This is a genomic window from Aquabacterium sp. A7-Y, assembly GCF_026153205.1.
Lineage (GTDB): Bacteria > Pseudomonadota > Gammaproteobacteria > Burkholderiales > Burkholderiaceae_C > Caldimonas.
This window is the reverse complement of sequence record NZ_JAPFBW010000005.1, coordinates 73,796-88,675: the sequence shown is the minus strand read 5'-3', so window position 1 is coordinate 88,675 and position 14,880 is coordinate 73,796. Positions and strand designations below refer to the sequence as shown.

Annotated in this window: 13 protein-coding genes and 1 pseudogene; 6 read left to right on the top strand and 8 right to left on the bottom strand. The window is 67.8% G+C overall.

Going from position 1 to position 14,880, the window contains the following annotated elements:
* Positions 1–140 precede the first annotated feature (140 nt).
* Positions 141–620, top strand: a complete 480-nt coding sequence (locus OOT46_RS05715) for a YqaA family protein (RefSeq protein WP_265402630.1) — start codon at positions 141–143, stop codon at positions 618–620.
* Between the two features lie 134 nt (positions 621–754).
* Here OOT46_RS05715 and OOT46_RS05710 read toward each other — a convergent pair whose 3' ends face one another.
* Positions 755–2,578, bottom strand: coding sequence for a M48 family metallopeptidase (locus tag OOT46_RS05710; RefSeq protein WP_265402629.1), 1,824 nt, complete (start codon positions 2,576–2,578; stop codon positions 755–757).
* Between the two features lie 549 nt (positions 2,579–3,127).
* On the opposite strand from OOT46_RS05710, the gene OOT46_RS05705 reads away from it, so the two are divergent.
* The 3 genes from OOT46_RS05705 to OOT46_RS05695 are packed head-to-tail and all read left to right on the top strand — an operon-like array spanning position 3,128 to position 5,765.
* Entirely contained in the window at positions 3,128–3,943 is an 816-nt protein-coding gene (locus OOT46_RS05705; protein WP_265402628.1) for a sensor histidine kinase, read from the top strand.
* On the top strand, positions 3,940–5,376 hold the full coding sequence (locus OOT46_RS05700) for an RAD55 family ATPase (RefSeq protein ID WP_265402627.1): 1,437 nt from the start codon (positions 3,940–3,942) through the stop codon (positions 5,374–5,376). The genes OOT46_RS05705 and OOT46_RS05700 overlap by 4 nt, the downstream gene beginning before the upstream one ends.
* Before the next feature lie 5 nt (positions 5,377–5,381).
* Complete coding sequence (locus tag OOT46_RS05695) at positions 5,382–5,765, top strand: response regulator (RefSeq protein ID WP_265402626.1); 384 nt, start codon at positions 5,382–5,384, stop codon at positions 5,763–5,765.
* Between the two features lie 36 nt (positions 5,766–5,801).
* Here OOT46_RS05695 and OOT46_RS05690 read toward each other — a convergent pair whose 3' ends face one another.
* The 6 genes from OOT46_RS05690 to ugpB all read right to left on the bottom strand — a co-directional run bounded on the left by OOT46_RS05690 (position 5,802) and on the right by ugpB (position 11,530).
* Complete coding sequence (locus OOT46_RS05690) at positions 5,802–6,377, bottom strand: Uma2 family endonuclease (protein WP_265402625.1); 576 nt, start codon at positions 6,375–6,377, stop codon at positions 5,802–5,804.
* A gap of 123 nt (positions 6,378–6,500) precedes the next feature.
* Positions 6,501–7,283 (bottom strand): glycerophosphodiester phosphodiesterase, encoded by a 783-nt coding sequence (ugpQ, locus tag OOT46_RS05685; protein WP_265402624.1) that lies wholly within the window; start codon positions 7,281–7,283, stop codon positions 6,501–6,503.
* Positions 7,280–8,347, bottom strand: coding sequence for a sn-glycerol-3-phosphate import ATP-binding protein UgpC (locus OOT46_RS05680; protein ID WP_265402623.1), 1,068 nt, complete (start codon positions 8,345–8,347; stop codon positions 7,280–7,282). The genes ugpQ and OOT46_RS05680 overlap by 4 nt, the downstream gene beginning before the upstream one ends.
* Before the next feature lie 13 nt (positions 8,348–8,360).
* Entirely contained in the window at positions 8,361–9,215 is an 855-nt protein-coding gene (ugpE, locus tag OOT46_RS05675) for a sn-glycerol-3-phosphate ABC transporter permease UgpE (RefSeq protein WP_265402622.1), read from the bottom strand.
* A gap of 12 nt (positions 9,216–9,227) precedes the next feature.
* Entirely contained in the window at positions 9,228–10,109 is an 882-nt protein-coding gene (gene ugpA / locus OOT46_RS05670) for a sn-glycerol-3-phosphate ABC transporter permease UgpA (protein ID WP_265402621.1), read from the bottom strand.
* Positions 10,110–10,213: 104 nt separating this feature from the next.
* Positions 10,214–11,530: a sn-glycerol-3-phosphate ABC transporter substrate-binding protein UgpB gene (ugpB, locus tag OOT46_RS05665; protein WP_265402620.1), complete on the bottom strand. Its 1,317-nt coding sequence runs from the start codon at positions 11,528–11,530 to the stop codon at positions 10,214–10,216.
* Between the two features lie 315 nt (positions 11,531–11,845).
* Between ugpB and OOT46_RS05660 the strand changes: the two are divergent.
* Together OOT46_RS05660 and OOT46_RS05655 are read left to right on the top strand one after the other, a co-directional pair.
* Positions 11,846–11,971: pseudogene (locus tag OOT46_RS05660) on the top strand (lipase secretion chaperone); the annotation flags it as partial.
* 100 nt (positions 11,972–12,071) lie between these two features.
* On the top strand, positions 12,072–13,676 hold the full coding sequence (locus OOT46_RS05655; RefSeq protein ID WP_265402619.1) for a carboxylesterase/lipase family protein: 1,605 nt from the start codon (positions 12,072–12,074) through the stop codon (positions 13,674–13,676).
* A 51-nt stretch (positions 13,677–13,727) separates the two neighbouring features.
* Here OOT46_RS05655 and OOT46_RS05650 read toward each other — a convergent pair whose 3' ends face one another.
* On the bottom strand, positions 13,728–14,873 hold the full coding sequence (locus OOT46_RS05650) for a DUF6708 domain-containing protein (protein ID WP_265402618.1): 1,146 nt from the start codon (positions 14,871–14,873) through the stop codon (positions 13,728–13,730).
* Positions 14,874–14,880: the final 7 nt, after the last annotated feature.

Here is a 14,880-nt window from a genome sequence, read left to right as displayed (position 1 = left end):
GCCGGGCGGCGCTGAGGCCCTGTTTGCATCGTTGAGCGCCGTGGCGGCGCCGGCCTTTGCTGCGGTGCAACCCGCTGCAGCGGGCGCGTCCGTGTCCGGCCGACTGCCAGGGCGCGCCCGGCTGCCGATAATCCGCCGCCATGGAGGATTGGTTCCATCATCTGCTCGGCATGCTGGCCTTGCCGGAGTACGGCCTGAGCACGCTGTTTACCGTGGCGCTGGTTTCGGCGACGCTGCTGCCGCTCGGCTCGGAGCCGGCGCTGTTCGGTCTGCTGCAGCTCAACCCCGAGCTGCTCTGGCCGGCCATCTTCGTCGCGACCGCCGGCAATACCGTCGGCGGCGCCATCACCTACTGGATGGGTTACGGCGCCGAGAAGGCCTACGAGCACCTGACGCACCAACATCCCAAGGTCCGCCTGCTCAACTGGCTGGGCAGTCTGGGACCCAAGGCCTGCCTGCTGTCCTGGCTGCCGATCGTCGGCGACCCGCTGTGCGGCGTGGCCGGCTGGCTGGAGATGCCGTTCTGGCGCTGCCTCTTTTATATGGCGATCGGCAAGCTGGGTCGCTACGTGGTGATGACGTTTGCGCTGCTGTGGATGTTTCCGGCACCCGGGGGATGAGCGCCGCGGCGCGCTAGCTAGCGCGCAGCTTCGTCTCGACCCGCCAAGGGCGTGTGAGGCCCTCGAACCAGGCGTGCGCCGCGACCAGTTTGCCGCGCTCGGGCGCGCGGACCTTCGGCGGTCGGCAGGCGCGTTCAGTGCAGGCGCGATGACGGCATCCGCTCCACGGCAGCTTGCACGGCCAGGGGCAGCGGCTCGGTCGTGAAGCGGGTCCACACCAGGGGCAGCAGTGCAGGTTCGATCAAGGTGGCCAGCAGGTCCTGCAGCTCCAGCGAGGCGCCGTCCTCGTCCAGGCCGAGCTCCGACAGCGGCTGCGGCGCGACCCGCACGATCAGCAGGCAGGCTTCGTAGCGCCGCCGGTCGTCCATGCGCGCGACCGCCCCGACGCACCATGCGGCGCTGACCGCCGGCCAGGCGGCGAGGGCCGCCGCCAGCGCGGCCTTCTGGGTGTCGTCGAGCCGGGCGGCCATGAAGCTGCCGCGGCGCGCTGCGTCGAGCACGGTCGCGGCGGCCCGGGCGCGGCGCTCCTCGGCCTTGAGGAGCAGCTGCAGGTTCGCGGCCCGCTCGTGGTCGGAGAGCCCGGCCATGTCGGCGTGGTCGTGCAGGAAGGCGCGCACCGGCGCGGCCCAGGCCGCCGAGCTCTCGATGCACGACAGCAGCTGCGGCACGGCCGCGCTGTTGCCGTGGCGCGCGATCCTGTTGCAGGCGAGGTGGAAGGTCGGCGTCGGGTCATCGCTGTCGCTGCGGTGGGCCAGCGCTTCGGCCAGCACTTCGGCCTCGTCGGGCTCCCCCACGATGCACTCCAGCCTCAGCCGTTCGAGGTCGAGCAGACCCTCGTGCCGGAGCTGCTCGCGGCGTTCCGCCAGGACCCCGAGCGCGGCATGCCGGAGCGCCCATCGCGGCGCCTGCTCCCGGGCCCAGGCGCTGTCGTGCTCGGCGGCGAGGCGGTCCCAGTGCCGGCCGAGCAGGACCGGGCCGGCGGTTTCGGCTGCGGGCGGCAGCGTGGCGTCCAGGCTGGCTGCATCGAGTTGCAGCGCCCGCAGCCGTTCGCCGAGCGGCGGATGGCTGCCGTCATGCCGGGCGGTCCGGAGCCGGATGTCGAGCGCCGCCGCATCGGCGGGCGGCTTGCGCAGCCGCGCCGCCAGGGTCTCCAGACTCCGGTCGAGGGGCTGCGGCTGGTGCAACTGCCAGCGCGTGAGGGCCACGCGGGCCTCCTCGTTCCAGCGCACGGCCGCCCGCTCCAGCTGCACCAGGGCCCGCCCCACCGCGGCCGCGCCGACGGCGCGGGCCGCGCAGCGGTCGGCCTCGAATTCACAGGCACGGGCATGTGCCAGGCTGTGGCGTTCGAACCAGGGGACGAAAGCGCGCGCGAAGGCCGCGGCTGCCCGTTGCCACGGGGCGTGGTCGTGGGTTTCGGTCGGTGCGAGGTGGGCCGACCAGGCGGCCCGGGTCCGGTACAGCCAGTGGCCGAGCCGGCCGTGCTGACGCGAGAAGTGGCCCAGTTCGTGCGCCACCACCGCCTTCAGCGCGGCTTCGTCGAGCACGGCCAGCAGGGGCAGGCCCAGCACCAGCACGCGGCAGGTCGGCCGCAGCGAGCTGCCGCGGTGCAATTCGAGCGCGCCCGCGTTCAACTCCTTGCTGAGGGCGATGCGTTGCACGCGCGGCGCATCCAGCCGCTCGCTGAGCCGGTCCACCCAGGCGTACAGGACCGCGGCTTCCGCGCGACCCAGGTAGCGCAGGCGATGGCGTGCGGCGGGCTGCACCAGCCAGGCCAGGATCACGAAGGCCAGGCCCGCGGTCACGGCCAGAAAGGTCTGCCGGTACCACAGCACAGGCAGCCCGAGGAACAGCGCGAGCGGCACCAGCAGCATCAGCTGGTGAAAGCCGGCGGCGGCGCAGGCGGCCGCTGCCAGCAGGGGCGGCAACAGCCTGCCGCCCGGTTCCTTGCACACATCCATGGGATCGGGTTGTCTCGGCGCTCGTCTTGATGCTGGTGGTTCCGGGTTGGCGCCATCCCGCCCGAGCGGAAGCGGATTTCGGGCCGCGGCGCGGTACCCTACAGCATAGAGTGAGGGGCCCGACTTCTCGGCGGCGCGGCGCTCCGGCGACGGCCGAGATGCGACTTTTTGGGCGTGACCGCCCTTGCGGGCAGCATGGCGAGGGGATGAACGGATCGCTTCACTTCGTAGCGGTCTTTCTGAGAGGTGTGAGGTCGCGCCCAGCCCGATGTGTGGCGCGAAGCAGACCTGCAGCCGGCGGTCGGTGAGCGGGCGAGTGCTTGCTGCGAGGCGCCCATTTGTTGGACCGCCGCCCTAAGTCGTCGGCTGGTTTGTCTCGTGTACAGTGAGCCCTGCTGTGCGCACTCCCTTCCGGCGGAGGCGCCACGGCGTCCTTTGGAAACGACCCAGCCGTCCCTGCGGACCTATCGCCCATGAGCATCCACCTCCATCCTTCTGGGGCGAGCATCGGCCGGTCCGGCCGCCTGCCCAGGTTTTCCGGAGCAGCCGTTGTCCAGTGCTGAAGAGCTGGGCCCTTCGGGCCATGTCGCCGATGCCATCGCGGCACCGGTGACGGAACTGCAAAACCGTCTCATTGAAAGCCAGCGTGCCGTCCAGGCCCGCGACGATTTCCTGTTGATCGCGGCACACGAGTTGAGAAGCCCGATGAACGCGCTCGCGATGCAGCTCGCCGCGATCGAGCGCCTTGCCGCACGTCAGCAGCTGGAGCGGATACAGCACGAGCTCCAGCGTGCGCGCCGGATGCTCGCCAACTACGTCAAGCGGGCCACGGTGCTCCTGGATGTCACGCGCCTGAATGCCGGGAATTTCCTCATCCGGCCCGAGGCGGTCCGTCTTCACGAGCTGGTGGCCGACGTCGTCGAACTGCACGCGGAAGAGTTTGCCTTTCATGGCATCGCGGTGAGGACCGACATCGACCCCGGCATCGTCGGGCATTGGGATGCGCAGGCCATCGAAGAGATCCTGTCCAACCTGTTGTCCAACGCCGTTAAATACGGCGGCGGCAGTCCCATTACCATACGGGCGTGCATGGGGGACGGAAAGACGGCTTGCCTTTCCGTGGCCGACGGTGGGCCCGGCATCGACGAAGGTGACCGCAGGCGCATTTTCGAGAAGTTCGAGCGTGTGGTTTCGGGCGCGAACGTGAACGGGGGCTTCGGTCTCGGGCTCTGGATCGTCGGCCGGCTCGTCGAGGCGCACCACGGTTCCATCGAAGTCGAGGCCGGACCGAATACCGGCTCGTGTTTCACCGTCCACCTTCCGCTCGTGCCGCCGCACACCGACTCTTCTGGACTTTCAACGTGACGCAACCGGACTCCGACGCACCTCAGACGCTTTCACGATTGCCGGCCGGCGTGCCGGGCCTGGACGAACTTCTGGGCGGGGGGCTGATCAAGGCCGGGGTCTATATCGTCCAGGGCTCGCCGGGCGCCGGCAAAACCATCCTGGCGAACCAGATCTGCTTCAACCAGGTGGCGCGGGGCGGCCGGGTGGTGTACGTCACGATGCTGGCCGAGTCGCACGCACGGCTGTTCCAGCACCTGCAGGCGATGTCCTTCTTCGACCCCGCGGCGGTGCCGCAGTCGATTCACTACGTCAGCGGCTTCAACGCCCTGCGCGACGAGGGGCTGGCCGGCGTGGTGAAGCTGCTGCGCACCGAGATGCGCGAGAGCAAGGCCAACGTGCTCGTGCTCGACGGCCTAGTGATGGCCGCCACCGCGGCGGCCTCCGAGCAAGATCTCAAGCTGTTCATCAGCGATATCCAGGCGCACGCGGTCCTCAGTGGCTGCACCACCTTGCTGCTGACGAGCGATGCCGCCGACCGCCCGGTCTCGGCCGAGCAGACCATGGTGGACGGCATTCTGCTGATGCGCGAACGGGCCTATGGGCCGCGCCGGGAGCGCAACATCGAGGTCGTGAAGTTCCGCGGCAGCGCCACCTTGCGCGGCAACCATGCCTTCCGCATCGGCGCCGACGGGATCGTCGTCTACCCGCGCTTCGAGTCCGCGCACCGGGAGTCGCCGGGCGGGGCCATCGAGCTGAAGCCGGTCAGCACCGGGATACCGGGGCTCGACGACATGATCGCGCTCCGGGGCGTCCCGGAAGGCAGCATCACCGCCATCTCGGGCGATGCGGGCAGCGGCAAGACGGTGCTGGCGCTTCATTTCGCCGCCTGCGCCAGCGTCGCCTCGCCAGCGCTTTTCTTCAGCTTCTACGAATCGCCGGAGTTCCTGATGCAGATCGGGCGGGAGTTCGGTCTGGACCTGGCCGCGCGGGAAGCGGAAGGGTCATTGACCTTTGCATGGCACCCCCTCGGGGAGAACATGCTGGACGAGCTCGCCTATCGCTTGCTGGACGCAGTCCGGCAGACCGGGGCGCGACGGGTCGTGATCGACAGCCTGGGCGGTTTTCTGTTGGCTCCGGCTTATGGCGAACGTGGCGACCTGTTCCTCGCCAGTCTCGCCAACGAACTGCGGCGCGCGGGGGTGACCACCCTCGTCACGATGGAGGAGAGCGATCCTCGCAGGGAGTCGCGACTGGTGTCGACTCCCAGCCTTTCCGCGCTGAGCGACAACGTGCTCAATTTGCGCCTGCAACACGGCACATTCACCCGGCGCTTCGCCTCGATCGGCAAGATGCGCGGCACCCGCTACAGCCAGCAGACCCGCGAGGTCGTGCTGACGGCGGGCGGATTGCGCATCGGCCTGGATGACCCGGCCGTCGATCATCAGGGTTGACTGCCGTGCCGAGCATCCTGGTCGTCGACGACGAGTTCTCCAACCTGGAAGCGCTCGCGCTCACGCTGAGTGAGGAGGGCTACCAGGTCGCCGTCGCGAGCAATGGGCGGCGGGCGCTGGAGATCCTCGACGAGGCGAAGCCGGATCTCATCATCACCGACCACATGATGCCGGTCATGAACGGGGCGCAGCTGATCGAGGCCGTGCGCGCGATCGATCGTCATGCGGCCACCTTGATCCTGATGATGAGCGGGGTGCCCGAGGCCATGCTGCACGGCCTCGCGGAGGGGTATGACGATTTCCTTCGCAAGCCCTTCGAGATCGACCAGCTGCTGGAGCGGGTCAAGGTGCTGCTCGAGCAGGCTCGGCGACACAGGCCGGAGCTCTGAACGGGCAGGATGGGCGGCGCCCGGGCGTGCGCAAGCTCATGGCGGCGGGTTGTTCTCGTTGCTTTCCATGCCCTTGAACAGATCGACGCAGCTCAACTCGAATCCGATCGATGCCAGCGCCAGGACGTGTTGCTCGGTCATGTCGAAGTAGAGGCAGCTGCGGTCCGACTGCGGCCGGAAGACTTCGACCCGCCGCGTATCGGGATCGATCAGTGCGTATTCGCGCAGTGACGGCAGCTTGCGGTAAGTGGCGAACTTTTCGCTGCGGTCCCAGCGCTGGGTCGATGGCGACAACACCTCGATGATCACCACGGGCGCCGTGAAGTCGATTTCGTTCGGACCGTAGTGCCTGTCGCAGGTCACGAAGACGTCGGGATACAAGACGGCCTCGTCACCGACCCGGACCTTCATGTTCTCGCTTAAAGCCTGGCAAGGGCTGTCGTCGAGATGGTTCCCGAGGTGCCGCATCAAGTTGGCGACCACGCGGCCGTGACCGCGCCGGTTGCCGACCATCGCGAAGACCTCACCGCGGAAGAACTCGTGGCGTTCGGCTTGCTGCTCCTCCCAGGCCAGGTACTCGGCAACAGTCGACTTGTGAAGCGGCCTGCTCATGGCGGTGTTCCTGAGCTCGGAATCCATCGGAGTTTCGTGATCCGTTGCACTTCCAGATGCATCATAGCGCCACGCCTGCAGGCCCTGGTCTTGCGGTCGCTGCCCGGCGAGCCAGGCGGAGCGTCAGTCCAGCACCGCCGCCCCCGGCGAAAACCGGTCCACCGCGTCGGTGATCAAGCCGTCGATGCCCGCGTCCAGCAGCCGCTGCGCCTCGCAGGGATCGTTGACCGTGTAGCTCAGCACCCGCATGCCTTCGGCATGGATCTGGGCAATGGCATCGGCGTCGAGCATCGCGTAGTCGGTCACCACGGCCGCGCAGCGCAAAAGGCGGGCTTCGGCCAGCCAGCCTTCGCGCCAGTGGTCCAGCAGCAGGCCGCGCGGCAGCTGGGGTTCGGCGTCGAGCGCGGCCTGCAGGGCTTCGGGACGGAAGGATGTCAGCAGCGGCGGGGCGGCCGGCGGGGTGCGGCTCTCGCGCCAGAGCCGGGCGCAGCAGCGTGCCACGGCCTCGCCGGTGGCGGTTTCCTCGCCGGGCGTCGGCTTGATCTCGAGGTTCAGGCAGTAGCCGTTGCGCAGCACATAACGGGCGATCGCCTCCAAGCTGGGCAGCGGCTCGCCGGCATAGGCGCGGCTGTGCCAGCCGCCGGCATCGAGACTCTGCAACTGCTGCCATGGCAGCTGCCCGGCCACGCCCCGGCCGTCGGTGGTGCGCTCCAGCGTCGTGTCGTGCAGCAGGAAAAGCCGGCCGTCGGCGCTGAGCTTCACGTCGCACTCGAACATCCGGTAGCCGAAGCCGGCGCCGTGCCGGAAGGCCGCCAGCGTGTTTTCCGGTGCCAGCCGACCGGCGCCGCGGTGGGCCACCCAGAACGGATAGGGCCAGGGATGCGGGGAAAAGCGAGAGTCGTTCACAGCTCGAGCCGCCGTTGTGTGGTGGGATTGAACCAGTGCAGCTTGCCGGCCTGTGGCCGCACATGCAGCCGGTCGCCGACCTGGGGACGCAGCTGCGTGTCGTCGCTGCGCACCACGAGCGAGGCAGCGCCCAGTTTCACATAGAGCAGCCGCTCGGCGCCCAGCACCTCGACCATCTCCACGCTGACGGGCCAGCCGTCGTCGCTGAGCGCCAGATGCTCGGGACGCACACCCAGGGTGGCGCCCGCCACCGGCAGCTCGGTGCCGGCCGGCAAGGCCAGGCGTTCGCCGCCGGCGACGAAGCCGACGCCTTCGGGCTGCCCCTCGATCAGGTTCATCGGCGGCGAGCCGATGAAGCTGGCGACAAAGGTGCTGGCCGGCGCCGCATACACCTCCTCGGGCGTGCCGATCTGCTCGATGCGCCCGCCGTTCATCACGATCATGCGCTGCGCCAGGGTCATGGCCTCGACCTGGTCGTGGGTGACGAACAGCGAGGTGATGCCCAGCTCGCGGTGCAGCTTCTGGATCTCCAGGCGTGTCTGCACCCGCAGCTTGGCGTCGAGGTTGGACAAGGGCTCGTCGAACAGGAAGACCTGCGGCTGGCGCACGATGGCCCGGCCCATCGCGACACGCTGGCGCTGGCCGCCCGAGAGCTCGCGCGGCTTGCGTTGCAGCAGGGCCGACAGCTCCAGGATGGCCGCCGCCTTCTCGACCCGCCGGCGGATCTCGTCCTTCGCCAGGCGCTGGATCTTCAGGCCGTAGGCCATGTTGTCGTAGACGCTCATGTGCGGGTAGAGCGCGTAGTTCTGGAACACCATCGCGATGTCGCGCTCGGAGGGTTCCAGCTGGTTGACGACACGCGGGCCGATGGCGATCTCGCCCTCGCTGACCTCCTCCAGCCCCGCCACCATGCGCAGCAGCGTGGACTTGCCGCAGCCCGAGGGCCCGACGATGACGATGAACTCGCCGTCGGCGATCTCGGCGCTGACGCCGTGGATCACGGGGAAGGCTTTGGGCCCGGCGCCGTAGCGCTTGACGACCTGGCGGATCGAAAGAGATGCCATGTGGGGATGCTGTTTATTTTTCGGTGTCGACCAGGCCCTTGACGAACCACTTCTGCATCAGCAGCACGACCAGCGCCGGCGGCAGCATCGCGAGCAGCGCGGTGGCCATCACGATGTTCCACTCGGTGTAGGCCTCGCCGGCCACCAGGCGCTTGATGCCCATCACGACCGGTGTCATCGCGTCGCCGGTCGTGACCAGCAGCGGCCACAGGTACTGGTTCCAGCCGTAGATGAACTGGATCACGAACAGCGCCGCGATCGAGGTCGCCGACAGCGGCACCAGCACGTCCTTGAAAAAGCGCATCGGCCCGGCGCCGTCGATGCGCGCGGCCTCCACCAGCTCGTCGGGCACCGTGAGGAAAAACTGCCGGAACAAGAAGGTCGCGGTGGCCGAAGCGATCAGCGGCACGGTCAGCCCCGCATAGGTATTGAGCAGACCCAGCTGGCTCACCACCTCGTAGGTGGGCCCGATGCGCACCTCCACCGGCAGCATCAGGGTGACGAAGATCATCCAGAAGCAGAGCTGGCGCAGCGGGAAGCGGAAGTACACGACCGCGAAGGCCGACAGCAGCGAGATCGCGATCTTGCCCAGCGCGATCACCATCGCGCTGACGAAGCTGACCCACAGCATGCGGCCCACCGGGGCCTTTTCGCTGCCGAAGGCGCCCTGGCCGCCGAACAGCGCACGGCGGTAGTTCTCGGCGAAGTACTCGCCCGGCAGCAGCGACAGCGGCCGGCTTTGCGCGATCTGCTCGGTGCTCTGGGTCGAGGCGACGAAGGTCACGTAGACCGGGAAGGCGACGATCAGCACACCCAGCACCAGGATCAGGTGCGACAGGGCGGTGAGGGCGGGGCGGCGTTCAACCATGTGAGTCCCTCATCAGTACTGCACCTTGCGCTCGACATACCGGAACTGCACCACGGTCAGCGCGATGACGATGAGCATCAGGATCACCGACTGGGCCGCCGAGCCGCCCATGTCGAGCGCCTTGAAGCCGTCGTAGTAGAGCTTGTAGACCAGGATCGCGGTGTCCTTGCCCGGGCCGCCCTGGGTGGTGGCGTCGACGATGGCGAAGGTGTCGAAGAAGGCGTAGACCACGTTGATCACCAGCAGGAAAAACGTGGTCGGCGACAGCAGCGGGAACACGATGGTCCAGAAGCGCCGCCACGGGCCCGCCCCGTCGATCGCGGCCGCCTCGACGAGCGAGCGCGGGATGGACTGCAGCCCGGCCAGGAAAAACAGGAAGTTGTAGGAGATCTGCTTCCAGACCGCGGCGATCACGATCAGGGCCATCGCGTCGCGGCCGTCGAGCAGGTGGTTCCACTCGACGCCGACACGCTGCAGCACGTGGCTGACCACCCCGATGGACGGCGCGAACAGGAACATCCACAGCACACCCGCCACCGCCGGCGCCACCGCATAAGGCCAGATCAGCAGGGTTTTGTACAGCGCCGCGCCGCGCACGACACGGTCTGCCAGCACCGCCAGCAGCAGCGCGACGCACAGGCCGCAGACAGCCACCAGCACGGAAAACAGCGCCGTGGTCTGGAAGGATTCGATGTAGCTCGGGTCCTCGAACAGCCGCTGGAAGTTCGCCGCGCCCACGTACTCGACCGACAGGCCGAAGGCGTCCTGCGACAGCACGCTCTGGTAGAGCGCCTGGGCCGCGGGCCAGAAGAAAAACACCAGCACGACGGCCATCTGCGGCGCGATCAGCGCCCAGGGCAGCCAGCGGGATCGGAAACGTACGCGCTTTTCCATGCGGTCTCGATATGAGCGCGGCCGGGTGGGCCGCGCCTGCGGGAAGAGGCCAAAGGCAGCCCGGGCGTGTGACCCGCCTGCCTACCACGGCATGCGGCGGTGGGTCAGCGCCGGTTGGCCTGCTCGAAGCGCTGGAGCTGCTCGTTGCCGCGCTTGATGGCTGCGTCCAGGGCCTCCTTCGCGCTTTTCTTGCCGGCCCAGACCTGCTCGGTTTCTTCGTCGACGATGGTGCGGATCTGCACGAAGTTGCCCAGGCGGATGCCGCGCGACTTGTCGGTGGTCTTGCGGATCATCTGCGTCACCGCGACATCGGTCCCCGGGTTCTGCGTGTAGAAGCCGGACTTCTCGGTCAGCTGATAGGAGGCCGTGGTGACCGGCAGGTAGCCGGTACGCTGGTGGCTGGCCGCCGCCACCTCGGGTCGCGACAGGAAGGCGAAGAACTGTGCCACGCCCTTGTATTCCTGCGGCTTCTTGCCGGCCATCACCCACAGGCTGGCACCGCCGATCACGGTGTTCTGCGGCGCGCCGGGCACATCGGGGTAATAGGGCAGGGTCGAGATGCCGGAGGCGAACTTTGCGTTGCGCTTGATGTTGCCGTACAGGCCCGAGGAGCCGGTCATCATCGCGCACTCGCCGGAGACGAAGGTCGCATCGGCCGCGTTGCCGCGGCCCTTGTAGATGAACAGACCCTGGCGCGCCATGTTGGCCAGGTTCTCGAAGTGGCGCACGTGCAGCGGAGAGTTGAAGGTCAGCCGCGTCCCCGTGCCGCCGAAGCCGTTGCGCAGGGTCGAGAACTCCACGTTGTGCCAGGTCGAGAAACTCTCCAGTTGGGTCCAGCCTATCCAGCTGGTGGTGTAGGGGCACTTGTGCCCGGCGGCCTTGAGCTGCCCAGCGGCCAGCGCGACCTCCGGCCAGCTGCGCGGCGGCTTCTCCGGGTCCAGCCCGGCGGCCTTGAAGGCGTCCTTGTTGTAGTGGAAGACGGTGGTCGAGCTGTTGAAGGGGAAGCTCAGCATCTGCCCGTTGGGCGCCGTGTAGTAGCCGGCCACCGCGGGCACATAGGCCTGCTGGTCGAACTTCAGGCCGGCTTCCCGCATCACGTCGGCGACCGGCTTGACGGCACCCTTGGCGGCCATCATGGTCGCAGTGCCGACCTCGAACACCTGCAGCACGTGCGGCGCATTGCCGGCACGGAAAGCGGCCACGGCAGCCGTCATCGACTCGTCGTAGCTGCCCTTGAAGGTGGGAACGATGCGGTAGTCCTTCTGGCTCTCGTTGAATTGGCGTGCCAGGTCGTTGACCCATTCACCCAGCGCACCTCCCATCGAGTGCCACCACTGGATCTCGGTCTGGGCCAGGGCGGGGGACGTGGACAACATGGCCCCCACGAGGGTGGTCGCCCACAGGGCGGCTTTGGACTTCATCGGTACTACTCCCACAACACAGCGTGTGGCCCCTTGGTGGGGCCACAGTTTGGACAGGCAAACCCGCAGGGTACTGCAGATCGGCGGCAGCGCGTTTATTCACGCATCGCGCCGTGCTGACAAGCGGGTAAGCCCCAGGGGCGGCGCTTGCCGGCGGTCGGCCGGGTGCGGCGTCGCCTGCTGCGCTGCACCAGAGGCATTGGCAGAAGGCGCAACTACAACGGCTGACCCTGCCAATGACCGCAGCGTGCGCAGCTCGCAGACTGGACACGCCGTTTCGCGGGCAGTGGGCGCTCACCGGAGCGCGGCGGCACAGAGGTCGAGGTGTACCGGCAGGCACAGCTGGGCGCCGAGGCGGCCCGCCACCTGGGGGCGACGGACGTCGAGCGGCTGCGCTGGCAGCAGCGCTGCGCGGCCTATGCCGAGCAGCGGCGCCCCTGAGACCCGGCATGCGGCCCGCGCCGCAGCCTGCCCGCACTGCGGTCTTTACCACCAGCCGTCCGCAACGACGGGCGGCGATTTCCAGGAAGGAGAACCGAGGATGAGCAAGAGGCGTGGCAATACTGTTCCGGCCGGCTTCCGGCTGGCCGGGATGATGCTGGCGGCGGGGCTGGCCCTGTCGGGCTGCGGCGGCAGCGACGACGACGAGGAGGGTGAAAACAGTGGCGATGCGACCCGGGTCGAGACCCGGGCGGGTACCGTGCAGGGCAGCGAGACGAACACGACACGCGCCTGGCTCGGCATCCCCTATGGCGCGCCGCCCAGCGGCGAGCGGCGCTGGCGGGCGCCCGAGCCGGCGGCCGCGTGGAGCGGCGTGCGACCGGCCACCGTCCATGGCCCGCACTGTCCCCAGCCCGACACCGCGCCGTTGCAGTACGGCACGCCGGGCGGGCAGGAGGACTGTCTCTATCTCAACGTCTACGCGCCGCGCAGCGCCGGACCGCACCCGGTGATGGTGTGGATCCACGGCGGCGCCTTTTATCTTGGCCGCAGCAACGGCTACGACCCGACCCGGCTGGTCGAGCAGGGCATCGTGGTCGTGACGCTCAACTACCGGCTGGGGGCGCTCGGTTTCCTGGCCCATCCGGCCCTCAACGATGCCGAGGGCCGCTCCGGCAACTACGCGCTGATGGACCAGCAGCTGGCGCTGCGCTGGGTGCAGGACAACATCGCGGCTTTCGGTGGCGACCCGGGGCAGGTGACGGTGGCCGGTCAGTCGGCCGGCGGTTCCAGCGTGGTGGCGCACCTCGTGTCGCCGGATGCGGCGGGCCTGTTCCAGCGCGCCATCGTGCAAAGCGGCGGCTACCAGCGCAGCCTGCCCACCGGCGAGCAGGCGCAGGTCCGCGGGGTGCAGGCGGCCGAGGCCATGGGCTGTCCGGACGGGCCGGGTGCGGCCGCCTGCCTGCGGGCCTTGCCGGTCGACACCCTCATTGCGAAGCAGCCGCGCAGCCACGCGCCGAATGTCGACGGCGCGCTGCTGCCGCGCGACCCGGCCAGCGCCTGGAGCAGCGGGCAGTTCAACCAGGTGCCGGTGCTCACGGGCAGCACGCACGACGAGTACACGGTGTTCCAGTACAACCAGAGCGAGATGATCCGCGGGCCGCTGGCGCCCGAGGACTACCCCGCGGCCGTGGCGGCAGCGGTGGCCGGCACGCCGGTGACGGCGGCTGACGCCCTGGTGCTTTATCCGCTCAGCGCTTACGACAACAGCCCCGGCCTGGCCTTGAGCGCCCTGGTGACCGATGCCAGTTTTGCCTGCGGCGGGCGGCGCCTGGCGCAGGCGCTGGCGGAGCACGTGCCGGTGTACGCCTACGAGTTCGACGACCGCGACGCGCCGATGTCGCTGCAGCCGCCGGCCAGCTTCCCCTACAAGGCCTATCACGCGGCCGAGATCCAGTACCTCTTTGACGTGCCCACGGCGGCCGGCCAGGAACTCGACGCCGCACAGCGACGGCTGGCGCAGGAGATGGTGGAACGCTGGGCGCGTTTCGTGCGCGGGGGCAACCCGAACGTCGAGGGCGCCACGGCCTGGCCGGCCTATGGTGCCGGCGACCGCTACTGGCGCTTCAAGCCGGATGCGAGCACGGTCTTTGGCAACTTCGCTGCGGACCACCACTGCGAGGCGTGGACGCCTGGCGAGCGCTGACGCTGAAAATGCGGGGGAGCAGGGCAGCTCGTGGAGCGGCCGTGTGAGGACTTAGGTCGCAGCCTGGGAGACAACCGCACCGGCATTTGCCTCTTTCGCCAACCTGGCGAGGTCCAGAGGCTCCCCCACGGTCTCCAGCACTGCGGGCGGGAGAGGGGCTTCTCTGCCAAGGGCGTAACCCAGGCGGTTGAAGACGATGGCCAGCAGGAAGAAATTTGAAATGAAGCCGACTATAAAAACGACCGGCCCAAAGTGGCCCTGATCATGCGGCCACCCATGCTGCCACACCGAGTACGCGCTCCAGAGACTCCCCATTAAAACCAGCGGCCAAAAGTACGGCGCCACTGCCTGCGCGGACTGCAGCAAGCTGGTTGGCCATGCCGGTGCGGGCGAGTCCCCTTTGTGCATGACCGGACCGTCTTCCTCCATGTAACGCCGGATGTATTCCCAAAGGTCCATCGACATGGAGCGTGTCACAACCGCCGGCGAAGCCACGGTGAAGCTGTCGATCACTCGCTGGCTGGTAGGGTGCTCTTTGACATAGAACTGCAAGACCCGCAATGTCTTGTTCACATTGCCCATCAGCGTTGTCGATTCGAAGTACTCCGCCTCGAGGCAGTCCCAGTCATATTCAATCAAAAGCATCTGAGGCCAAGGCGAAAAAGCGCTGACCACCAGGTGCTTGAGTGCATTCAGTGCGCCAGTCCCCTTCTTTTTGGGAAGTTCCTGCACATATTTGTAGACCTTGCGCGTCTGTTTGTTGAAGACGAGCGGGACATCCTTCGGGCCAAATAAGTCCATTCGGAGCCCCCGAACTCCTATACAAACGGCGACCAGCGCCATCCCGCCCATCCAAGCAGACATAAACAACATAACTAGGGCGTATCCTCCCATCCCATCTTCCGACATTAGCTTCGATGTCATGGTAATGGAGAGCTTGAAGGGCCAGTAACAAATCGCCGCTGCGCCGATAAGGAACGCGAGGCAGACAATGCTAACAAAGCCGCGCGCTCCCGTGAACATCATTTGCAAAGAAAGAGCGTGGCTCCATGCCTCTCGTACCAAACCCAAACTACTGGGATTGTTCGACGCCTGAACTTTCTTGGAAAGGTGCTCCGCACTTTTTGAGCGCTCGGTGACAGAAAGCATTCCAGGATGAACAAGGTCTTTCCCGAGCACGTGTTTGCACGACGCCATATCTCTC